This is a genomic window from Candidatus Infernicultor aquiphilus, from assembly GCF_002784285.1.
Lineage (GTDB): Bacteria > Atribacterota > Phoenicimicrobiia > Phoenicimicrobiales > Phoenicimicrobiaceae > Infernicultor > Infernicultor aquiphilus.
The window spans coordinates 1-19,949 of the sequence record NZ_PFKO01000266.1; the positions used below are offsets into that span (position 1 = coordinate 1).

The 19,949-nt window shown below is 31.8% G+C and carries 19 protein-coding genes; all 19 read right to left on the reverse strand.

Annotated features, from left to right (window positions below; translation table 11 throughout):
* Positions 1-154 precede the first annotated feature (154 nt).
* The 19 genes from alr to COZ07_RS07280 all read right to left on the reverse strand — a co-directional run bounded on the left by alr (position 155) and on the right by COZ07_RS07280 (position 19,557).
* Positions 155-1,330, reverse strand: a complete 1,176-nt coding sequence (alr, locus tag COZ07_RS07190) for an alanine racemase (protein WP_406607892.1) — start codon at positions 1,328-1,330, stop codon at positions 155-157.
* Positions 1,331-1,465: 135 nt separating this feature from the next.
* Complete coding sequence (locus tag COZ07_RS07195) at positions 1,466-3,031, reverse strand: bifunctional ADP-dependent NAD(P)H-hydrate dehydratase/NAD(P)H-hydrate epimerase (RefSeq protein WP_406607893.1); 1,566 nt, start codon at positions 3,029-3,031, stop codon at positions 1,466-1,468.
* Between the two features lie 136 nt (positions 3,032-3,167).
* Entirely contained in the window at positions 3,168-3,605 is a 438-nt protein-coding gene (gene acpS / locus COZ07_RS07200; protein WP_406607894.1) for a holo-ACP synthase, read from the reverse strand.
* A gap of 39 nt (positions 3,606-3,644) precedes the next feature.
* The gene (locus COZ07_RS07205) at positions 3,645-4,019 is read right to left on the reverse strand and encodes an FxsA family protein (protein WP_406607895.1); all 375 of its coding nucleotides are present in this window, start codon (positions 4,017-4,019) and stop codon (positions 3,645-3,647) included.
* Positions 4,020-4,121: 102 nt separating this feature from the next.
* Positions 4,122-4,559 carry a PaaI family thioesterase gene (locus tag COZ07_RS07210; RefSeq protein ID WP_406607896.1) on the reverse strand — a complete coding sequence of 146 codons (438 nt, stop codon included), beginning with the start codon at positions 4,557-4,559 and terminating at the stop codon, positions 4,122-4,124.
* A gap of 91 nt (positions 4,560-4,650) precedes the next feature.
* Positions 4,651-5,712 carry a low-specificity L-threonine aldolase gene (ltaE, locus tag COZ07_RS07215; RefSeq protein WP_406607897.1) on the reverse strand — a complete coding sequence of 354 codons (1,062 nt, stop codon included), beginning with the start codon at positions 5,710-5,712 and terminating at the stop codon, positions 4,651-4,653.
* A 28-nt stretch (positions 5,713-5,740) separates the two neighbouring features.
* Positions 5,741-7,069, reverse strand: a complete 1,329-nt coding sequence (gene glnA / locus COZ07_RS07220) for a glutamine synthetase family protein (RefSeq protein ID WP_406607898.1) — start codon at positions 7,067-7,069, stop codon at positions 5,741-5,743.
* A gap of 99 nt (positions 7,070-7,168) precedes the next feature.
* Positions 7,169-8,998 carry an SIS domain-containing protein gene (glmS, locus tag COZ07_RS07225; protein ID WP_406607899.1) on the reverse strand — a complete coding sequence of 610 codons (1,830 nt, stop codon included), beginning with the start codon at positions 8,996-8,998 and terminating at the stop codon, positions 7,169-7,171.
* Between the two features lie 358 nt (positions 8,999-9,356).
* Positions 9,357-10,715, reverse strand: a complete 1,359-nt coding sequence (glmM, locus tag COZ07_RS07230) for a phosphoglucosamine mutase (RefSeq protein ID WP_406607900.1) — start codon at positions 10,713-10,715, stop codon at positions 9,357-9,359.
* Between the two features lie 91 nt (positions 10,716-10,806).
* Positions 10,807-12,021, reverse strand: a complete 1,215-nt coding sequence (locus tag COZ07_RS07235) for a YbbR-like domain-containing protein (protein WP_406607901.1) — start codon at positions 12,019-12,021, stop codon at positions 10,807-10,809.
* Positions 12,018-12,827, reverse strand: coding sequence for a diadenylate cyclase (cdaA, locus tag COZ07_RS07240; protein ID WP_406607902.1), 810 nt, complete (start codon positions 12,825-12,827; stop codon positions 12,018-12,020). Before cdaA ends, COZ07_RS07235 begins: the two co-directional genes overlap by 4 nt.
* Before the next feature lie 15 nt (positions 12,828-12,842).
* Positions 12,843-13,775, reverse strand: a complete 933-nt coding sequence (argF, locus tag COZ07_RS07245) for an ornithine carbamoyltransferase (RefSeq protein ID WP_406607903.1) — start codon at positions 13,773-13,775, stop codon at positions 12,843-12,845.
* Positions 13,735-14,859 (reverse strand): alanine/ornithine racemase family PLP-dependent enzyme, encoded by a 1,125-nt coding sequence (locus tag COZ07_RS07250; protein ID WP_406607904.1) that lies wholly within the window; start codon positions 14,857-14,859, stop codon positions 13,735-13,737. Before COZ07_RS07250 ends, argF begins: the two co-directional genes overlap by 41 nt.
* 150 nt (positions 14,860-15,009) lie before the next feature.
* Positions 15,010-15,402, reverse strand: a complete 393-nt coding sequence (gene rpsI / locus COZ07_RS07255; protein ID WP_406607905.1) for a 30S ribosomal protein S9 — start codon at positions 15,400-15,402, stop codon at positions 15,010-15,012.
* Positions 15,403-15,425: 23 nt separating this feature from the next.
* On the reverse strand, positions 15,426-15,851 hold the full coding sequence (gene rplM, locus COZ07_RS07260; RefSeq protein WP_406607906.1) for a 50S ribosomal protein L13: 426 nt from the start codon (positions 15,849-15,851) through the stop codon (positions 15,426-15,428).
* Positions 15,852-16,178: 327 nt separating this feature from the next.
* Positions 16,179-16,928: a tRNA pseudouridine(38-40) synthase TruA gene (gene truA / locus COZ07_RS07265; protein ID WP_406607907.1), complete on the reverse strand. Its 750-nt coding sequence runs from the start codon at positions 16,926-16,928 to the stop codon at positions 16,179-16,181.
* Between the two features lie 91 nt (positions 16,929-17,019).
* Entirely contained in the window at positions 17,020-17,817 is a 798-nt protein-coding gene (locus COZ07_RS07270; RefSeq protein WP_406607908.1) for an energy-coupling factor transporter transmembrane protein EcfT, read from the reverse strand.
* A gap of 40 nt (positions 17,818-17,857) precedes the next feature.
* Positions 17,858-18,733, reverse strand: a complete 876-nt coding sequence (locus COZ07_RS07275; RefSeq protein WP_406607909.1) for an energy-coupling factor transporter ATPase — start codon at positions 18,731-18,733, stop codon at positions 17,858-17,860.
* On the reverse strand, positions 18,718-19,557 hold the full coding sequence (locus COZ07_RS07280; RefSeq protein WP_406607910.1) for an energy-coupling factor transporter ATPase: 840 nt from the start codon (positions 19,555-19,557) through the stop codon (positions 18,718-18,720). Before COZ07_RS07280 ends, COZ07_RS07275 begins: the two co-directional genes overlap by 16 nt.
* Between the last annotated feature and the right edge of the window lie 392 nt (positions 19,558-19,949).

Consider the following 19,949-nt stretch of genomic DNA (forward strand, 5'->3'; position numbering starts at 1 on the left):
AGTTAGCTGGTTACCCAGTTTGCCAGTTAGTTGTGTAATATGTGACGTGTAACAAGTAACCTGCTTTTGTAAATTCAGAACTGTGATCTTATTACTCATTACAGATTACTTATCACTGTATTTCTCTACGCTTTACGCTATTTTTTACTATCCGCTATAATAATCTTTCCCCTAACATAGTTTTAATCTTCCATGGCTTTCCATCTTTAATAAATAACTTAGCTACCCGTTTTTTATCTGGCAGATGCACAATTTCATAATTGATAGTTCTTATTTTTTGGGCGATTTCTTCCACGGTGATCATTCCCTCCCCTTGTCTACCCCATAATACTACTTCGTCTCCGATTTCTACTTGGGTGAGATTGGTAACATCTATCATGCACTGATCCATACACACACGTCCAATTATTGGTACACGCTGTCCTCTAACCAATACTTCACCTTGATTAGAAAGAAGCCGATTATAGCCATCAGCATAACCTACTGGTAATGAAGCTACTCTCATTCTTCTTTTGGTAATATAAGTCCTACCATAACTGATGCTTTCCCCCCGAGGGAGTTCTTTTATAAAAACTATTTTTGTTTTAAATTGTTGCGCTGGAATTAAATTTATGGTCTTTTTTACTTCTTTAGAGGGGTATAGTCCATATATTGCAAGGCCAGGTCTTACCATATCTAGCCACATATGAGGCAAATCAAGAAGAGTTGCACTGTTACCTACATGTTTTATGGGAATTTTTATTCCTTCTTTTTCTAAAATAGTTAAGATTTCTATAAATTTTTTGAATTGTTCTTCGGTGTAAAACTTATCTTTCTCATCAGCAACTGAAAAATGAGTAAAAATACCTTCTATTTCTACATTTTTCAAGGTCTTTATCCTTTTAATAAATTTCAAAACATCATCAGGGAAAATTCCTATCCTTCCCATGCCCGTATCTACTTTGAGATGAATTTTAGTCATCTTATTCATTTGAACTGCCGACTCAGAAAGTTTTTCTATCATTTCAAATTCACATACTGTAGGAGTTATATCATAAGATACCAAAGATTCTGCTTGTGGTTTTAAAGTTAAACCAAGGACTAAAATAGGGACAGTAATACCGGCTTTGCGGAGGAAAATGGCTTCTTCTAAACGAGCGACTGCTAATCTCGTAGCTCCATTTTCTAAAACTACTGAAGAAATTTCTAAAATATCGTGTCCATAAGCATTCCCTTTTACTACCGCCATTAGTTCTTTTTTTTTACCAATTAATTTTTTAATATTTTTAACATTTTGGGCAATAGCATCAAGATTTACCTCTGTCCAGGTAAGACCTAATAGTTTTTGCATCTTTAGATTTTTTCTCCTCATGTTCGCTACAATAATATTTATGTCATTATCTCTTCTTTATCTGTCATTCCCGTGGAAACGGGAATCTATCTTTTTTCTATCCGCTCCTTCATCCGGGTTCGATAAATCGAACCCCTACACATCACTTATTACATAATCTTCTATATTTAAAAAGGCCTGAGGAACTTGAGACAAAATATCACCAGCTATCATACCCCTTTCCCCTTTAATATTTCGGGCTAAATTTCCAGCTTGGCTATGAATATAAACTCCAGCTATTGCTGCCGAAAGGTTATTTGCCCCTTGAGCTATTAGACTAGAAATTATCCCAGTTAGAACATCTCCAGATCCTCCGGTAGCCATCCCTGAATTATCACCAATATTAATATAGATTTCACCTTCTTGGTTGGCAATAATTGTTCTGGCTCCCTTTAATACTACTATAATCCCATATTCTTGAGCAACTTCTCTGGCAATATTTAACTGATTATCTAAAATATAATTTATATCTTTATTGGTAAGTTTAGCCATTTCTCCTGGATGAGGAGTAATTAACAGAGGAGCCTTGATCTTTTTTAATATCGTAGGATCTTCACTTAAAGCATATATCGCATCAGCATCCACTACCAGAGGAATAGTAGATTTTTCTATAATTTTCCTAACTAATCTTTGAGTTTCTAATTGCCGGGAAATACCAGGACCTATTCCTAATACCGAAAATTTTTTTATCAATTTTAAAATTGTTTCTTCTGCATCTTCTTTTAAAGACTGATTCTCTGTTTCCGCTAAAGGGAGGGTCATAACTTCAGTTAATTTTACTTCCATTATTGAATTTAAACTTTGAGGAATTCCTAATACTACTATACCTGCACCACTTCTTAGGGCAGCTTCACTAGTTAAAAAAGCTGCTCCGGTCATACCTACCGAACCAGCTAAGATTAAAACTTTACCAAAAGATCCTTTATGAGAGTAAATAGGACGTAAAGGTAAAAGAGTTTTAACCATCTCTTTAGTTACCAAATTTATCTTTAATTTTCTATTTTCTAATAAATAGGAGGGAATTCCAATATTTTCAATAATTATTTTTCCTACATAACTTGCTCCAGGATAGATTAATAAACCTATTTTCGGTAAAGCTAAAGTAACCGTATAAGTTGCTTTTATGCAAGGTCCTTCGATTTTTCCTATATCTGCATCTAAACCTGAGGGAATATCAACTGCTACTACCTCTTTTTTAGCCACATTAATCAAATCTATTATTTCAGCTTTTAAACCGATTACTTTCCCGTGTAACCCTGTACCCAATATGGCATCTACAATCAAATCAGAGTTTTGTATAGCTTCTTGTATTTTCTTGAGTTCCTCTGTTTTTACTTCAATTAATTCAATCCCCATTTCATTAATAAGATTCAAATTTACCTTTGCTTCACCCTTAATCTTATTAAAAGGAGATAGTAGAAATACTTTTACCTTTGTTCCATAATTATAAAGGTGACGGGCAATTACAAAGCCATCTCCGCCATTATTACCAGAACCAGCAAAGATAACCACTTCTTTTAATTTTAGATCAGGGTAAATATTTTTCATATTTTGAAATATTCTTGAACCGGCATTCTCCATTAAAGTAAGACCAGATATACCATATTCTTCTATTGCTTTCTGATCAATCTCTTTAATTTGTTGACTGGTAACTACCTTCATAAAATACCGCCTGAATTTAAAATTCAAAACATTTTCAAATAAAGTATATTTTTTAGTGGTAGGGGTCGAATTTATTCGACCCGTTTTTTTACGGGTTTGATGAATCAAACCCCTACCCATTACTTATTACACATTACTAATCACTTATTACTATTTTCTTCTGACTTCTGTCTTCTGCCTTCTGAGCTGAACTTTCTAAGATTACTTCAGCTACAGCATAATCTTTGGTGTGAGATATAGTTAAAAAATATTTACTTACCCCTTTTTTGGAAACGATTATATTTAATTTTCCACTGGTCTTGATAATCGGCTGACCGAGTTCATTATTGCTTATCTCTATTTCGGTCCAGTTAACCCCTCCCAAACCCAATCCTAATGCCTTTAATAAAGCTTCTTTGGCTGCAAATTTCCCGGCATAAGATTGATATTTATTACTCTTTCTTTTTTTACAATACTCTCTTTCTAAGAGGGTAAACATTCTAGAGGTTAAATTATCTCCCCATCTTTTAATTATTTTTTCTATTCTTTCAATTTTAACTAAATCTATCCCACAACCTATAATCAAGAATATCATTCCTCTTTACTTAATATTTTTTATTTTAGTTATCAATATTTAAAATTCTTTAAAATAAAAATTATCTTCTTTTATCTTTCCTTTTAACCATTTCAATAAATATTTTTTAACTATTTTTCTACCAGCAGGTATTAAAAAAATAAAGCCCGTGATATCAGTGATAAAACCAGGAGTAAGCAGTAATACTCCTCCGAGCAGGATAATTGCTCCCTGAATTAAGCTGTCCCCTGGCATGATACCTTCATTTAAATCATTTTGAATTTTCCTTAAAATCATAAAACCCTGACTTTTTATCAAATAAGTTCCTAATATCCCGGTTAAAATAATTATACCGATAGTAGTTAGACTTCCTATCTTCTTTCCCACTTCAATTAAGATATACAGCTCCACTACTGGAATTGCTATAAATAACATTAACAATTTAGTAAAAATTAATTTTTTTCTCCTGTTTATTACTAATCTTATTTTATTTAAGAAGATTGGTTAATTAATCTTCTATAATAAATTTAAACTAATTTAAAAATTAAAATATTCTTCTACTTCTCTCTGCATCTCTTTAGAAATAACTATAAATTTCCCCCTTGCCTCCGTTAATAGTGTGCCATCTTCTAAACGGGCATCCGCTTGAGCCTCAACCATTTTACCCAAATCTTCAGTCATCTGAGCAGTAAAGATAATCTTTTTACCTACTGGAGCTTTTTTTCTATATTTGACATTTATTTCTACTGTTAAAGTCATTACACCTTTATTTATAAATGCAGTTCTGCCCATTATCTCATCCAAAATAGAAAATAATATTCCCCCATGAACAATTCCTTTATAACCTTGATGTTTTGATTCGGGAATAAATTCTGCTCTTATTTTGTCTTTATCCTTAAAAAAGGTAATATTTAAACCAATGGGATTATCTTTTCCACATACAAAACATTTTCTATATCCTGGTAAAGCTTGCAAAAAATATACCTCCTTGACAGCCGAGACGCCTGCCTTACAATTTTTATGATTATATTTTAGGGCGTATGCAATACGCCCCTACTTCTATATACTAATTTCTAACTATTTCTTTTATCGCTTCTATAGTTGTAAAAATGTTTTCTTCGCTGATTCCATAATGAGTAACTAAACGAACTTTAGCGGGTGGCCGTGGTGATCCTAATATATTATATTTCGCTAACTTAGGTAAAAATTGAGCAGTGTCCATACCTACTTCTTGAAGATCAAAATTAACCATATTAGTCTGAACTGTTTCTAAGTCAACTTTTAGCCCATCTAGGGCATTTAAACCTATTCCCAAAAGACGAGCATTTTGGTGATCTTCTTTTAATCTTTCTACCATCTTTTCAAGAGCAATTATTCCCGCTGCGGCTAAAATTCCTGCTTGTCTCATCCCCCCACCTAACATCTTTCGATTTTTGCGAGCTTTTTGAATAAATTCCTTTGAACCTATTAAAATTGATCCTACTGGAGCACTCAATCCTTTAGAAAGACAGAACATAACTGAATCGACACTTTTAACCAGGTCAGAAGGTTCAATATTTAAAGCAATAGCAGCATTAAATATTCGAGCTCCATCTAAATGAACCAAAATATTTCGTTGATGGGCTAATTGGCAGATTTCCTCGGTTACTTTAGGAGGAATAACTGTTCCCCCAGCTCGATTATGAGTATTTTCTAAACAAATTAAGGTGGTCTTAGGATAGTGAATATTTTCTTCTCTAAATGCTTTCTTAATATCTTGAGGATTAGGAACTCCCTTATTTCCTACAATTAGTCGAGGGATCACCCCTGCTACAGCTGACATACCTCCTACCTCATAATAATACATATGGGAGTCTGCTTCTAAAATTATTTCATCTCCTTTTTGGCAATGAGTCAAGACAGCGATCAAATTACCCATAGTTCCACTTGAGATAAACAATGCTGCCTCTTTTCCTAATTTTTTAGCAGCTAATTCTTCCAATCGATTTACGGTGGGATCTTCTTTATAAACATCATCTCCAACTTCAGCATTTTTCATTGCTTCTCGCATCTCGTCTGTCGGTAAGGTAACCGTATCACTTCTTAAATCGATTTTTTTTAAATTAAAGCTTTTATTAAAATTCTCCATATTTATTTACCTCCAATCTCTTCATTTCTCAATAAATCGTCAAATATCTATCCAATTCCCACTGATGAACTTGAATACGATATGCCTCCCATTCCTTTCTCTTGGCTTCAATATAATTAGTTAATAGGTGATCAGTTAAGCCTGATTTTACCACCTCATCCTTTTCTAATTCGTTTAAAGCTTGATTTAAAGTGGAGGGTAAGCTTTCAATACCTAACGATTTTTTCTCTTCTTGGCTCATAGTATAAATATTTTGATAAACTGGCTCTCCAGGATCAATCTGTTTTTTAATTCCATCTATTCCAGCTTTTAAAATTACTGCAAAGGCTAAATAGGGGTTACAGGATGGATCAGGATTTCTAAGTTCTGCTCGAGTACCTACTCCTCTTTCCGCAGGTATTCTAACCAAAGGACTACGATTCCTTTCTGACCAGGCAATATAAACAGGCGCTTCGTAACCAGGGGTTAACCTCTTATAAGAATTTACTAAAGGATTAGTAATAGCCGTAAACCCTTTGGCATGTTTTAATAAACCTCCAATAAAATATAAAGCTTCTTGACTTAATCTGTATTTACCATTAGGGTCATAAAAAATGTTTTCCCCATTTTTAAATAAAGATAAATGAGTATGCATTCCAGAGCCAGCTACACCAAAAATAGGTTTGGGCATAAAGGTAACATGTAAATTATGTTTTAAAGCTATGGTCTTACCAGTCAATTTTAAAGTCATTATTCTATCAGCGGCAGTAAGTGCATCACAATATTTAAAATCTATTTCATGTTGCCCTGGAGCAACTTCATGGTGAGAGGCCTCAACTTCGAAGCCTAATTTTTCTAAAGCAATAACTATATCCCTTCTTGCTTCTTCTCCTAAATCAATGGGTAAAAGATCGAAATATCCCCCTTGATCGTGAGTTTTTGTGGTAGCTTTACCGTTTTCATCTCTAAAAAATAGAAAAAATTCTACTTCTGGTCCAATATTGGTAGAATATCCCATTTCTTTAACTTCTTCTACTACTCTCTTCAAATTATTTCTGGGACAACCTTCAAAAGGTGAACCATCAGGATTATAAATATCACAGGTAATCCGAGCTACATCTTTTTCTTCTTCCCAGGGATTTATGGTAAAAGTAGAATAATCTGGCTTTAGATACATATCCGACTCTTCGATCCGTACAAAACCTTGAATAGATGATCCATCGAACATTTTCTTACCCTCAAGAGCTTTTTTAAATTCTCTGGTCGGAATTTCTACATTCTTAGGTATCCCTAAAATATCTGTAAACCTTAATCTAATAAACTTTACCTTTAATTCTTTAACTTTTTCTAAAATCCTTTCTTTAGTTATTTTTTCCATCAATAATTTTCCTCCTAAAAATTTCTCCTAATTTTATTTTAATTAATTATACTCTTGCTTTTAAATTTTACAAAATGTTTTTTTAAAATAACCAGTTCTTTACTCCACAGTAACACTTTTAGCTAAATTTCTTGGTTTGTCAATATCACAACCCAATTTATCAGCAATATGATAAGCAAATAATTGTAAAGGTATTACCGCTAAAATTGGATATAATAGATCCAAAGTTTGAGGAATATAGAATACTCTATCTGCAAGATTGGAAATCTCTTTATCTCCTTCCGTAGCAATACCTAATACCAATGTATCTCTGGCTTTAACTTCCTTTATATTATTAATTACTTTGTTATAGACTTTGTCTCGAGGTGCTATTACCACTACCGGAAAAGTTTTATCTAGTAGAGCAATTGGCCCATGTTTCATTTCTCCCGCTGGGTAACCTTCAGCATGGATATAGGAAATCTCTTTAAGTTTTAAAGCTCCTTCTAAAGCGATAGGATAATTAATTCCTCTTCCCAGATATAAAAAATTATGGAAATTACAAAATTCTTCACTTAATTTGATAATTTCCGGGTCTTTAAGTAAAATAATCTCAGCCATTTGAGGAAGTTTTATAAACTCAGAAATTATTTTCTTAATCTCTGAGAAATTAAGAGACTCCCTAACTTGGGCAAAATAGAGAGATATAAGGTAAAGGGATATTAATTGACCAATAAAAGCTTTCGTTGAAGCAACACCTATTTCTGGTCCAGCATTAAGATATATTACACTATCTGCCTTACGGCTAATGGTGCTTCCCCTTACATTAGTAATAGCTAAAACATGGGAACCAACTTCTTGGCAGGAATTTAAAGCAGCAATAGTATCAGCAGTTTCACCCGATTGAGATATCACCATAACTAAATCTTTCTGGTCTAACAATATTTTTCTGTACCTAAATTCAGAAGCATAATCTACTTCTACATTAATATTGGTTAACTCTTCTAAAATGTATTTACCAACTAAAGCTGCATAATAAGAAGTTCCACAAGCTAAGATGAATATTTTTTTTATCTCTTTAATGTTTTTTAAGGAGAGAGATAAATTATAAAGTTCTAGAGATTTGGTGGATAAATTAATCCTATCTTCTAAGTTATTGCGAATAACCATAGTTTCTTGAAAAATTTCTTTTAACATAAAATGCTTATATCCACTCTTTTCAGTCATCTCCGCATCCCATTCAATATTTATTATTTCTTTTTCCAAAATTTTACCTTCAAAATTGATTATTTCCACTCCATCTTTAGTTATGGTAGCAATTTCCCTTTCCTCTAAAAAGATTACTCTATTCGTATATTTAAGCAGGGCTGGGATATCAGAAGCTAAAAACATTTCCCCTTTCCCTACTCCGATAATTAAAGGGCTCCTCCAACGTGAAGCTACAATTTTTTCTGGATCACGAGTTGAAATGACTCCGATAGCATAAGATCCTTCTATCTCTTTTAGAGATTCTTTTACCGCTGAGGTTAAATTATCCTTATAATTACTTTCTATTAAATGAGGAAGAACTTCAGTATCTGTCTCCGAGACAAAATTATGCCCTTCTGAAATTAATCTTTCTTTTAAAAGAAGATAATTTTCTATAATGCCATTATGCACTACCGCTATTTCTGAATTACATCCATTATGAGGGTGAGCATTTAGGTTATTAGGTTTCCCATGAGTAGCCCATCTAGTATGTCCCAATCCGGTATTTCCTTTCGGTATACTCTTCTTTAATAAGTCTTCTAATCTAGCTATCTTTCCTTTACTTTTTTTTATTTCAATTTTATTATCTTTTAATACCGCAATACCTGCAGAATCATATCCTCTATATTCTAATTTCTTTAACCCATCTAACAAAATTGGTACTGCTTCTTTTGAACCAATATATCCAATTATTCCGCACATTTTTTATCCCTTCTTAAATTAAATATTTTCTTAAAACAAAATACCCTATTAAAAATCCATTCAAAAGGATAGATAATAGGGTATTATTCTTTAATATCAATAAAATACTAATACAAAATAAAAAACCATAATTGGTTAATTTTTATTTAAAGAAAGTTTTATTGAATCCCTAAATGGATCCTAACCATAAAAACCTTTTTGTCCTTGCCATTACTGGAAAGTTTTGTAGGTTTTTTAAGGATCTGGCCAACCCAGGAGCATCCGCCGAATTTTCGATAAACTCCTACCTCGTCAACTTACTTTGCAATATAAAATTATTTAAAAATAAGCAAGTTCTGGCGCTTATATTCAATTTTTTTTAATCTAAATTCTTGATCACCTCTCTTTCAATCACCTCTCTTAAATCTTGAGAAATTTCCTCTAATTCTTCCCTACTTTCTCCCTCTAATAATATCCTGATTAAAGGTTCGGTCCCAGAAGGCCGTACGAAAATTCTCCCTTTCCCTTTAAATTTCCTTTCTATTTCCTTAATAGTTTTTTTTAGGTAAATATTTTTAAAGAATTCCCCTTTATCTTTAACTTTAAAATTTAAAATAATTTGAGGATATTTTTCCATTACTGAGGCTAAATTAGATAAAGATTTTTCTTCTTCTTGAAGAACTTTTAAAAGCTGCAGAGAAGTTAATAATCCATCTCCAGTAGTGCCATATTGTAAAAAAATAATATGACCTGATTGTTCACCTCCTAATACTGCCTTAATCTTCTTCATCATTTCCAATACATAACGGTCACCAATATTGGTTCTAATAACTTTTCCACCTGCTTTTTTTATAACTCGATCAAGACCAATATTACTCATCAAAGTTGTTACCATCGTATTATTTAATAATTGGCCTTTTTTGATGAGATTTAAAGCATAGATGGCCATAATTTGATCTCCATCTACAATATTTCCTTTTTCATCTACAGCTATAACCCTATCTGCATCTCCATCATAAGATAAACCTAAATTTGCTTGTTGATTTAAAACTTCTTTTCTTAAGGAATCAGGACGAGTAGATCCACACTCAAAATTTATATTAATCCCATTGGGTTTATTGTTAATGGTAATTATCTTCGCCCCCAATTCGGTAAAAACCTGCGGAGTAATTATAAAAGAAGCACCATTGGCACAATCTAAAACAATTTTATATCCCTTTAAGTTAAATCCAGAGGGAATGGTAGTTTTAATATAATCAATATATTTTTCTGTTGCTTCAGATAAATCTTTTACCCGGCCAATATTTTTTTCAGTAGGCCATTCATTCTTGGTATAATTTTTAAAATATATTCTTTCTATCTCTTCCTCTTCTAAATCAGAAAATTTAAATCCATCTCTCCTGATATATTTAATACCGTTATACTGGAAAGGGTTATGAGAAGCAGAAATAACTATACCGCAATTAGCATTATAAACTCTAGCCAGGTAGGCTACTGCGGGAGTAGGCATTATTCCAACTCTTAGAACATCTACACCCATTGAGCATATCCCAGCTATCAAAGCAGCTTCTAACATATCACCTGAAATCCGTGTATCCCTGCCAATTAATATCTTAGGATCAATTTCATCTTTAAATAAATATGCCCCAGCTCTTCCTATCTGAAAAACTACCTCAGCAATCATTGGTTCTTGGTTTGCTACCCCTCTTATACCATCTGTTCCAAATAATTTTTTCATTAATTACCTCGATATCAATTGACCAATTAACCGATTGCCCAATTTACCAATTGGTGTATTGGAGAATTGGCGAATTGGAAAATTATAAATTCTATTTATTAATCAATACTGTTACTTCTTCTGGTTCAATTTTTATCAAAGAAATTCCATCAGGAACTTCTACTTGAACTTTTACTTTCTGTTCTACCTGGAAATTATCTTCAAATTTTACAAAAGCTTTTATATCTTCTTTCTTTAATGGATCAATTAAAATATTTTCCCCTTCAATTATTACCTCCACTACCTCAGGTTTTATTTCGCAAGATACGAAGGGAGATAAATCTTGAAGTATAACTGGAACACTTGGTAGAGTTTTCTGAACTAATGCCTCTTTAACCTGTATAGTTACTTCTATTAAGGTAGTCTCACCTTCTACTATATTTAGCCCCTCATTTAATGCTGGCGGAACTTTTACGGATAGAGTCGTAGTAATATCGCTCACATTAATAGGAATAGTCTCTAAAAATTCTAAATTGTTTATTTTAGAATAATTTCCAAAAATCTTTATTTCATCAGGTTTAGCCAATATTTGAGAAATATAATAACCGGGAGCTGGTTTCCCTATTATTCTTGGTTTTACTGGTAATATTTTCTCAGGATAACCAAGAGATAGAGAAATAGAAACTTCTACTGTATCCGGTTCAATCTTTACTCCTTTAACCTCATTTCCATTTACATCTATGGCATTTATTTTTATCTTTTTATTAAAATCTTCTTTAATTCCAGAAATATCAATGGTACAAATTTCTTGCTTTACATTTTCTAATATACTTTGAGCTCCAATTATCTTAACTTTAGAAGGAATAATTTTAGGTTCCTCAGCTAAAGAATATCCTTTTTCAGGTATTCCTATTAAACTATATTCAACTTCAACTTCTTTGGTTAAAATTCTCTCAATATCTGCTTTAATTTCCGAAGGAATAATTTTGATAATTTCCGTTCTCTTAGGAGGAGCAATTTCTACTTTTAATATATATTGACCTACTTTATTAATTTCTGAAAAATTTACTATTCCGGTAATTTGATGAGAAGAAATGTTGTTTATTATATTTTTAGGACCTTTAATTCCTACGCTTACCGTTGATGGTAACTCTTTTATCACTAAATCTTCTTTGAGATTAGTAGCAGTAAGAGATACATCAATAAAATTTTCTACTATGGGGTTGTTCTCTCCACTTGCTACGTATAACCATAAAATAATAGCTAAAAATATAGAGAGTAGTTTAATATCAATATTTTTTAATAACCAACTTCTTAATTCTTTCATTTATTATCTTCCTCTTTGGGCCAGAAAGTAAATTCAGAAACTATTTTAGGCTGGTATAAGTGGGCTAACATCTTTTTTAATCCTTGAGGTTCCAAAGGTCGAGTAATTTTTCCATCCAAAGAGATTGAGACATTACTGGTTTCTTCTGATACTACAATTATTAAGGCATCGCTCTGCTCACTTAAACCCAAAGCTGCTCTATGTCGAGTACCCATAGATTTGCTAATATCCATTCTCTCACTTAGTGGTAAAATACAATTTGCTCCTATTATCTTATTACCCCTAATAATTACAGCTCCATCGTGTAAAGGAGAATCAGGCATAAATATAGAATACAATAATTCAGGAGAAAATTCACTATTTAAAATGATGCCGGTCTCTAAAATATCTTTTAAGCCAATTTCTCTTTCTAAAACAATTAAAGCTCCTTTGTGTTTTGCGGAAAGCATAGGTATAACCATAACCAATCCGTTTATTAATTGTTCAATCTTTTTGTTATCTTCTTTATGCAAAAAAGAAGTATTTATTAAAAAACCTCTCCTCCCCATCTTCAATAATCCTCTTCTTATTTCTGGTTGAAATATTATGGGCAATGCTACGACCATCATAGCCATAGCTCCTTTTAAAAGCCAATTAATAGCCCGAAAGCCAAGTTGATCAGCAACGAAAGAAGCAATAAAAAGAACAATTAGTCCTTTGATTAATTGTAATGCCGGAGTATCCTTAATTAATAATATTATATGATATAATACAAAAGCAATGACTAATATATCAATAATATCCAAAAGGTGAAAAGAGATAGACACTTGATCCTCCTTTATTTAGAGCAATAAAGCTAAAATAGCTTTTTGAGCATGTAATCTATTTTCTGCTTGATCGATTACTACAGAATGAGGTCCATCTATAACTTCATCAGTTATTTCTTCGCCTCGATGAGCTGGAAGACAATGTAATATTAGGACATCATCTTTTGCTCTATTTACTAAATCTTGATTTATTTGATAAGGTCTAAATACATTCTTCCTAATGTCACGCTCTTTCTCAAATCCCATACTAGTCCAAACATCTGTATAGATAATATCAGCTTTATCTGCAGCTTCTAATGGATTATGAATAATCTCTACTCTGCTACCCATTTTTTTAGCATCCTTTTTAGCCTGCTCTACGATCTCTGATTTAGGTTCATAATTAGAAGGAGTAGCTAAAACAATATCCATACCTACTTTAACTACCCCAAACAATAAGGAATGAGCTACGTTATTACCATCCCCGAGGTAAGCTAATTTAAGATTGGATAATCTACCTTTCTTTTCTTTAATAGTTAGTAAATCCCCTAATATTTGACAGGGATGTAAAAGGTCAGATAATCCGTTTATAACTGGAACTGATGAATAATTAGCTAACTCTAATATTATTTCATGGCTAAAAGTTCGAGCCATAATTCCATCTACATAACGAGATAACACCTGAGCAATGTCTTTAGTGGCCTCTCTTTGCCCTAATTTTATATCTTCAGGACCAAGATAAATAGCTGCTCCACCTAACTGGATCATTCCTGCTTCAAAAGATACTCTAGTCCTTAAAGATGGTTTTTGAAAAATCATCCCTAAAACTTTACCCTTTAAAAGAGGTTGTTCTTCGTGAGAATAGTGCCTTAACTTCATAATCTCAGCGGTTTCTAATATTTGAGCAACCTCTTCCTTGCTTAAATCATTAATAGATATTAAATTCTTTCCTTTCATATTTATAGCCATTATTTTTTCCCTTTCTATAAAAATATTTTTTTATATACTTAGAGGTAGTGGTAGAAAGTAAAGCCGGATAATTTAATCTAAACCTTACTTCATCTCCAACTTTTATGTTTTCTTCAAAATCAGTAACATCTATAATTAAATGATCACTACTTGCCCCTATTATCTTTATTCTTTCTTTTAAAGGAATTAAGCTACCGAGATGAACGTCCTGTTTCCCTAAAGCTAAAATAGCTCTTTTCCTTATTCCTAAATCTTGAAGAACGGGTATCTCACCAAAGGCATCCAGTCCAATTTCTCCTTGAGGTAAAGATGGTTTATCTTTAATTTCTATAACTTCTCCAGTTAAAATAAATGTATCTTGAAAAGTACCGGCTATATTTCGCAATCTTACATCGTCTTGACCGAGTAATATTCCTACTCCTACTCTTAATTGATTTATTCTTTCAGGAATTATATTATCTTCCACTAATTTTAAAACACTAGTATCCCCCCCTGAAATTACTTCTAAATTTATCTGAAAATTTCTCTCTATTTCTTCCGTTAGTCTAACCAATTTATTTAAATTTTCCCGAGTAGGCATTACTCCGCTAACACAGCAAAAATTTGCTCCTAAACCTATTAATTTTACTCCCGATAACTTTCTAATTTCTCCCATCATCTCTAAAGTATTATCTGGCATAATTCCTTCCCTCAAGTCTCCCAGGTCAATCATTAGAATTATTCTATGCACGGTTTTTTTCTTTAATGCTGCCTGTGATAGTAAATTAATTACTGAAATCTCCGAATTTAAACTTATATCAGCCCAGTCAATAACTCTGTCCACTTCGCTGAGCATTGGTATTCGTATTAACATCGTCTCCGCTTTAAGTCCATTTTTTTTTAATCTTTTAAGATTCTCAATTCGAGAATCTCCCAATATTTTTATTCCTCCCTCTATTATAGCTTGCCCTACTTCTGGAATAGCACAGCAACCCTTAGTTATTCCTACTACCTCGATTCCATGTTTTTGACATAAATTTTTAATGTTTTCCGTATTTATTTTAATTTTTTCTAAATAAATATCTAAATGAGGATTTCTTTTCAATGTATCCTTCCTTAAAAAGATAAAATAATAATAAAAATAAATTTAATTAAAAATATAGTTGGCGTATTTTTGAACAAAAAAGTAAAAAAAAAGAGAAAGGCTCCTTTTCCAATTGGTAAACCTTTCTCTTGTTGAAGATGTAAAAAAATATTATCTTTTAGAAAATTGGAATCTAGTTCGAGCGCCCTTTTGACCATATTTTTTTCTCTCTTTCATTCTTGAATCCCGAGTTAACAAACCTTCTTTCTTTAAGCTTGACCGTAAAGCAGGATCGAATTTAAGAAGAGCTCTGGCAATTCCATGCTGTATTGCCCCGGCTTGACCAGTAAAACCTCCCCCCTCTACTTTGACAAAAACATCTAATTCATTCTTTTTATTTACCAATTCTAAAGGTTTTTCTACTGCGGTCCATAAAACTTCTCCACTAAAATATTTATCTAATGTTTTATTATTAATTTTTATATTCCCTTTACCAGGAACTAGCCATACTCTGGCAGTTGAGGATTTTCTTCTTCCAGTACCATAACTTTTTAACTGCGTCAAATATTTAACCTCCCTTTTAATGTTTAATTAATTTTTTCTAATTTTTGAGCTTGATGAGGGTGTTCGCTTCCTTTATAAATTTTTAATTTTTTTATCATAGCTCTACCTAATTTATTATGAGGAATCATACCTTGTATTGCTTTTTTTACAACTAATTCTGGTTTTCTCTTTAATAATGTTTCTAACCTAACGCTTTTTAAACCTCCTGGATAAAATGTATGGTACCTATATATTTTCCCTTTGAGTTTATTCCCGGTTACTCTAATCTTTTCAGCGTTTATAACTACCACATAATCACCTAAATCCATAGATGGCGTGTAGGTTGGTTTATTCTTTCCCCTTAATATTTTAGCTATCTGAGTAGCTAATCTTCCTAATATTTTACCTTCTGCATCAATTAAATACCATTTTCTATCAATATCATCTGCTTTTGCACTGTAAGTTTTCAATTTGCTCCTCCCTGCCTAATTAATTTAGATAAAATTTATTTTTTCTAAAACACTTTTCTTTCAATAGAAAACGACATAATAAATTGTAATATAATCAAGTCTTGATGTCAAGCTAAATTAGTGAATAGTGAATAGTATTTAGTAAATAAAATACAGTAATAAGTTGCAGGTTTCAGGTTTCGAGTTACAAGTTTATAGAAAGCTCAAAGCGCATAGGAGTTATATTATTATAGGTCCTTTTGATGAACTGTAAACTGTAAACCGATAACTGAAAACTGTCAACTTGCATTTAATACTAACGACTATTCACTATTCACTAACGACTAATTAATAATTTACCTTCATTAAAAATAATCCTTTGGCAGGAACGGGTTTACCTGCTACTTTCCTATCTTCAGCCTCTAATATTTTCTTTATCTCTAAATAACTCTTTTTGCCACTACCAACCTCTAAAAGTGTACCTATTATAGTACGAACCATTTTATATAAAAAAGCATTAGCTTCAAGATGAAAACAAATTATACTTCCCTTTTTTTTAGTAACAGTTATCTCTTGGATATTTCTAACCCTATTTTTAATCCTACTCCCTGAACATGCAAAAGATGAAAAATTATGTTCTCCTCGTAAAAAATTACTTGCTTTTCTTATTTCTTCTAAATTTATCTTTTTATAAACACAATATACATAATTTCTTAGAAAAATGGGCAGGTAGTAATTATTTTTAGGATAATTTAAAATATAATAATGATAAATTTTACTAATTGCACTATAACGGGCATGAAAATTATCATCTACCATTTCTGCTTTTCTAATTCTGATGTCCAAAGGTAATAAAACATTTAAGATCAAAGGTAATCTCGTCCAAGGAAGGGAGCTATTAGTTTTAAAATTAGCTACTTGTCCTAAGGCATGCACCCCGGCGTCGGTTCTTCCAGAACCGATTAATTTTATCCTTTCTTTGGTAATTTGAGAAATTTTTTCCTCTAATATTTCTTGGATGCTTAAAGAATTTTTTTGCCTTTGCCAGCCATGATATTTAGTTCCTTCATATTCTATGGTAAGCTTTATATTAATCATTTTTTCCTCTGGTTAGCTGGTTAGTTGGTTTTCTGGTTAATTAGTTTAATATTAATTAATTAACCGGGTAAAACCATTTAACCAAACTAATTTAAAACATTATACTAACCATAGCAGTAATAACTATAGTTAAGAAAAGAGTCAGGAGGTCAGCTTTTTTGATTTTTAATTGTCTATAATGAGTTCTTCCTTCTCCCCCTCTATAGCATTTAGCTTCCATAGCAATAGCTAATTCATCAGCACGTCGAAATGAATTAATGAATAAGGGTATTAAAATAGGAATTAAATTCTTCGTTCTATTAACAATATTACCACTTTCAAAGTCTGCCCCTCGAGAAATCTGAGCTTTCATTATTTTTTCTGTTTCTTCTAGTAAAGTCGGAATAAACCTCAGGGCGATAGTCATCATCATAGCTATCTCATGAGCAGGTATACCTATAAATTTAAAAACTGCTAATAACTTTTCTATCCCATCAGTTAAAGATATAGGAGAAGTAGCTAAAGTAAGTAGAGAAGTAGTTAAAATTAATAAAAATAATCGACAAGAAATAAACAAACCCTTTATTAATCCTTCCCGAGTTATTTTAAAAATACCTAAACGATAAATTACTTCACCTTCAGTCATAAAAAGATGGATTACTAAAGTAAATAAAATTATATATAATATTGGGCGCAATCCTCTTAGTACAAATTTTGGATGAACTCGGGAAGTAATAATACCAATCATTATAAAAACGCCTAAAATAAAATATCCCCAAAAATTCGTTATAAGAAACAAGCTTATAATTACAGTTAAACAAATTATTATTTTTATTCGGGGATCTAAATTATGAATAAAAGAATCCCTTGGAATATACTGACCAAAACTAATATTCCTTAATATTATCATTTTTCCACATCTTCTTGGTAATTTTTATATATTAAATTTATTAAATTTTTATCTTTTTATTAATTTTTTTCACTCTATTTAATATTTCTTTTTCAGCATCATCTACAGTTAATACCCCAGTATATACTTCTTTACCTCTTTTTTTTAATTCATACATACACTCAGTTACCTGAGGAAGTCCTAGCCCTATCTTGATTAAATCATTGGCATGTTTTTCAAAAATCTCCTGAGGACTGCCATCCATGATTATCTCTCCTCGGTTCATTACCAAAAGGCGTTTTACTATTTCGGCAATCTTTTCCATGTTATGTGAGATTAAAACTACAGTCATTCCAAAATCGCGATGTACCTTTTTTATCTCAGATAATATATTATCTCTACCTTGCGGATCAAGATTAGCAGTAGGTTCATCTAAAACTAACATTTTTGGTCTGATAGACAATATACTAGCTAAAGCTACCCGACGCATTTCTCCTCCACTAAGAGAAAAAGGTGAACGCTCTGCATAGAGATTATAATCAAGGTCAACTATCTTTAAGGCTTCCTGAACTCTCTTTTCAATTTTTTCTTCTGGTAAGCCTAATTTTCTTGGGCCAAAGGCAACTTCTTGATATATTGTTTCTTCGAATAATTGGTTCTCAGGATACTGAAATACTAAACCTATTTTTTGTCTAATTAACTTAAGCTTCACTCCTTTTTTATTTATATCGATTCCTTCGACAAAAACTTTACCGGAAGTAGGTTTAAGTAAGCCATTAAAATGTTGAATTAGAGTCGTTTTTCCACAACCAGTATGTCCGATTAGCCCAATAAATTCGCCTTCATTTATTTCTAAATTAATATTTTTTAACACTTCAGTTTCGAAAGGCATTCCTAAACTATAAGTAAAGTATACATTTTCTAAACGTATAAACATAAAGAGTCCACCATTTCTTCAACCTTTAAAATATGAGAAGAGATATTTAATCCCTTATTACTTAATCTTATAGCAAGTTCTGTTATTTGAGGAACATCTAATCTTAATTTTTTTAAAATATCAGTTTGAATAAATATCTCCTCAGGTTTTCCCACCAAAGCAACTTTACCTTTATCTAAGGCAATCACTTGGTTAGACTCTGCTGCTTCGTCCATTAAATGGGTAATATAGATTATAGTAATATTTTCTTCCTGATTTAATTTTTTAACCATATCTATTATCTCTTTTCGTCCTCGGGGATCGAGCATTGCAGTAGGTTCATCTAAAACCAAATGTGAAGAATGCATGGCGATGGCTCCGGCAATTGCTACTCTTTGTTTTTGTCCACCAGAAAGTAAATGAGGTTCACTTTTTTTATACTCCTCCATCTCTACAACCTCTAAAGCCCAATCCACTCGCTCTTTCATAATTTTTTCACTTATCCCAATATTTTCCAAACCAAAAGCAATATCATCTTCTACCGTAGTAGCCACGATCTGATTGTCGGGATTTTGGAAGACCATGCCTACTTTTTGTCTAATCTTCCATGTATTATCTCCTTCTTTAGTATTCATTCCTTCTACCCAGATATTTCCAGAAGTAGGAAGTAATAAACAATTAAGATGTCTGGCTAGAGTAGATTTCCCTGATCCGTTAGGACCTATAATAGAGATAAAATCTCCACTTTCTATTTCTAAACTAATATTGTCTAAAGCTTTTATTTGTTCTTTTTTATGATAATTATATATATAGCTTAAATTTTCTATTTTAATCAAAATACTCACCACTTCTTAATCGTATCTCGATAAAATACAGTAACAAGTAATATGTAATGAGTAATAAGATTAAATTTCCCAAATTATAAAAACAGGTACTTATTACAGGTTACTTATCACATGTTACACATTACATCACTTGTTGGTTAGCTAGTTACCTGGTTAATTAGCTAAGAAAATAGAAGGAAGAAGCCAGAATTCAGAATAAATTCGTATCCCGTACCTCGTTAAGAATTAGTTATTTGGTTAGCTAGTTATCTGGTTAATTAGTTAAGAAAACTAAAAATTAAAAACGAAAAACTATAAAACTATAAAACTAGTCTTCTATCTTAAATATGTTTTCTTAACCAGCTAACCAACTAACCAAATGATTAAAAATCAAAAGGTTAAAAAGTTATATA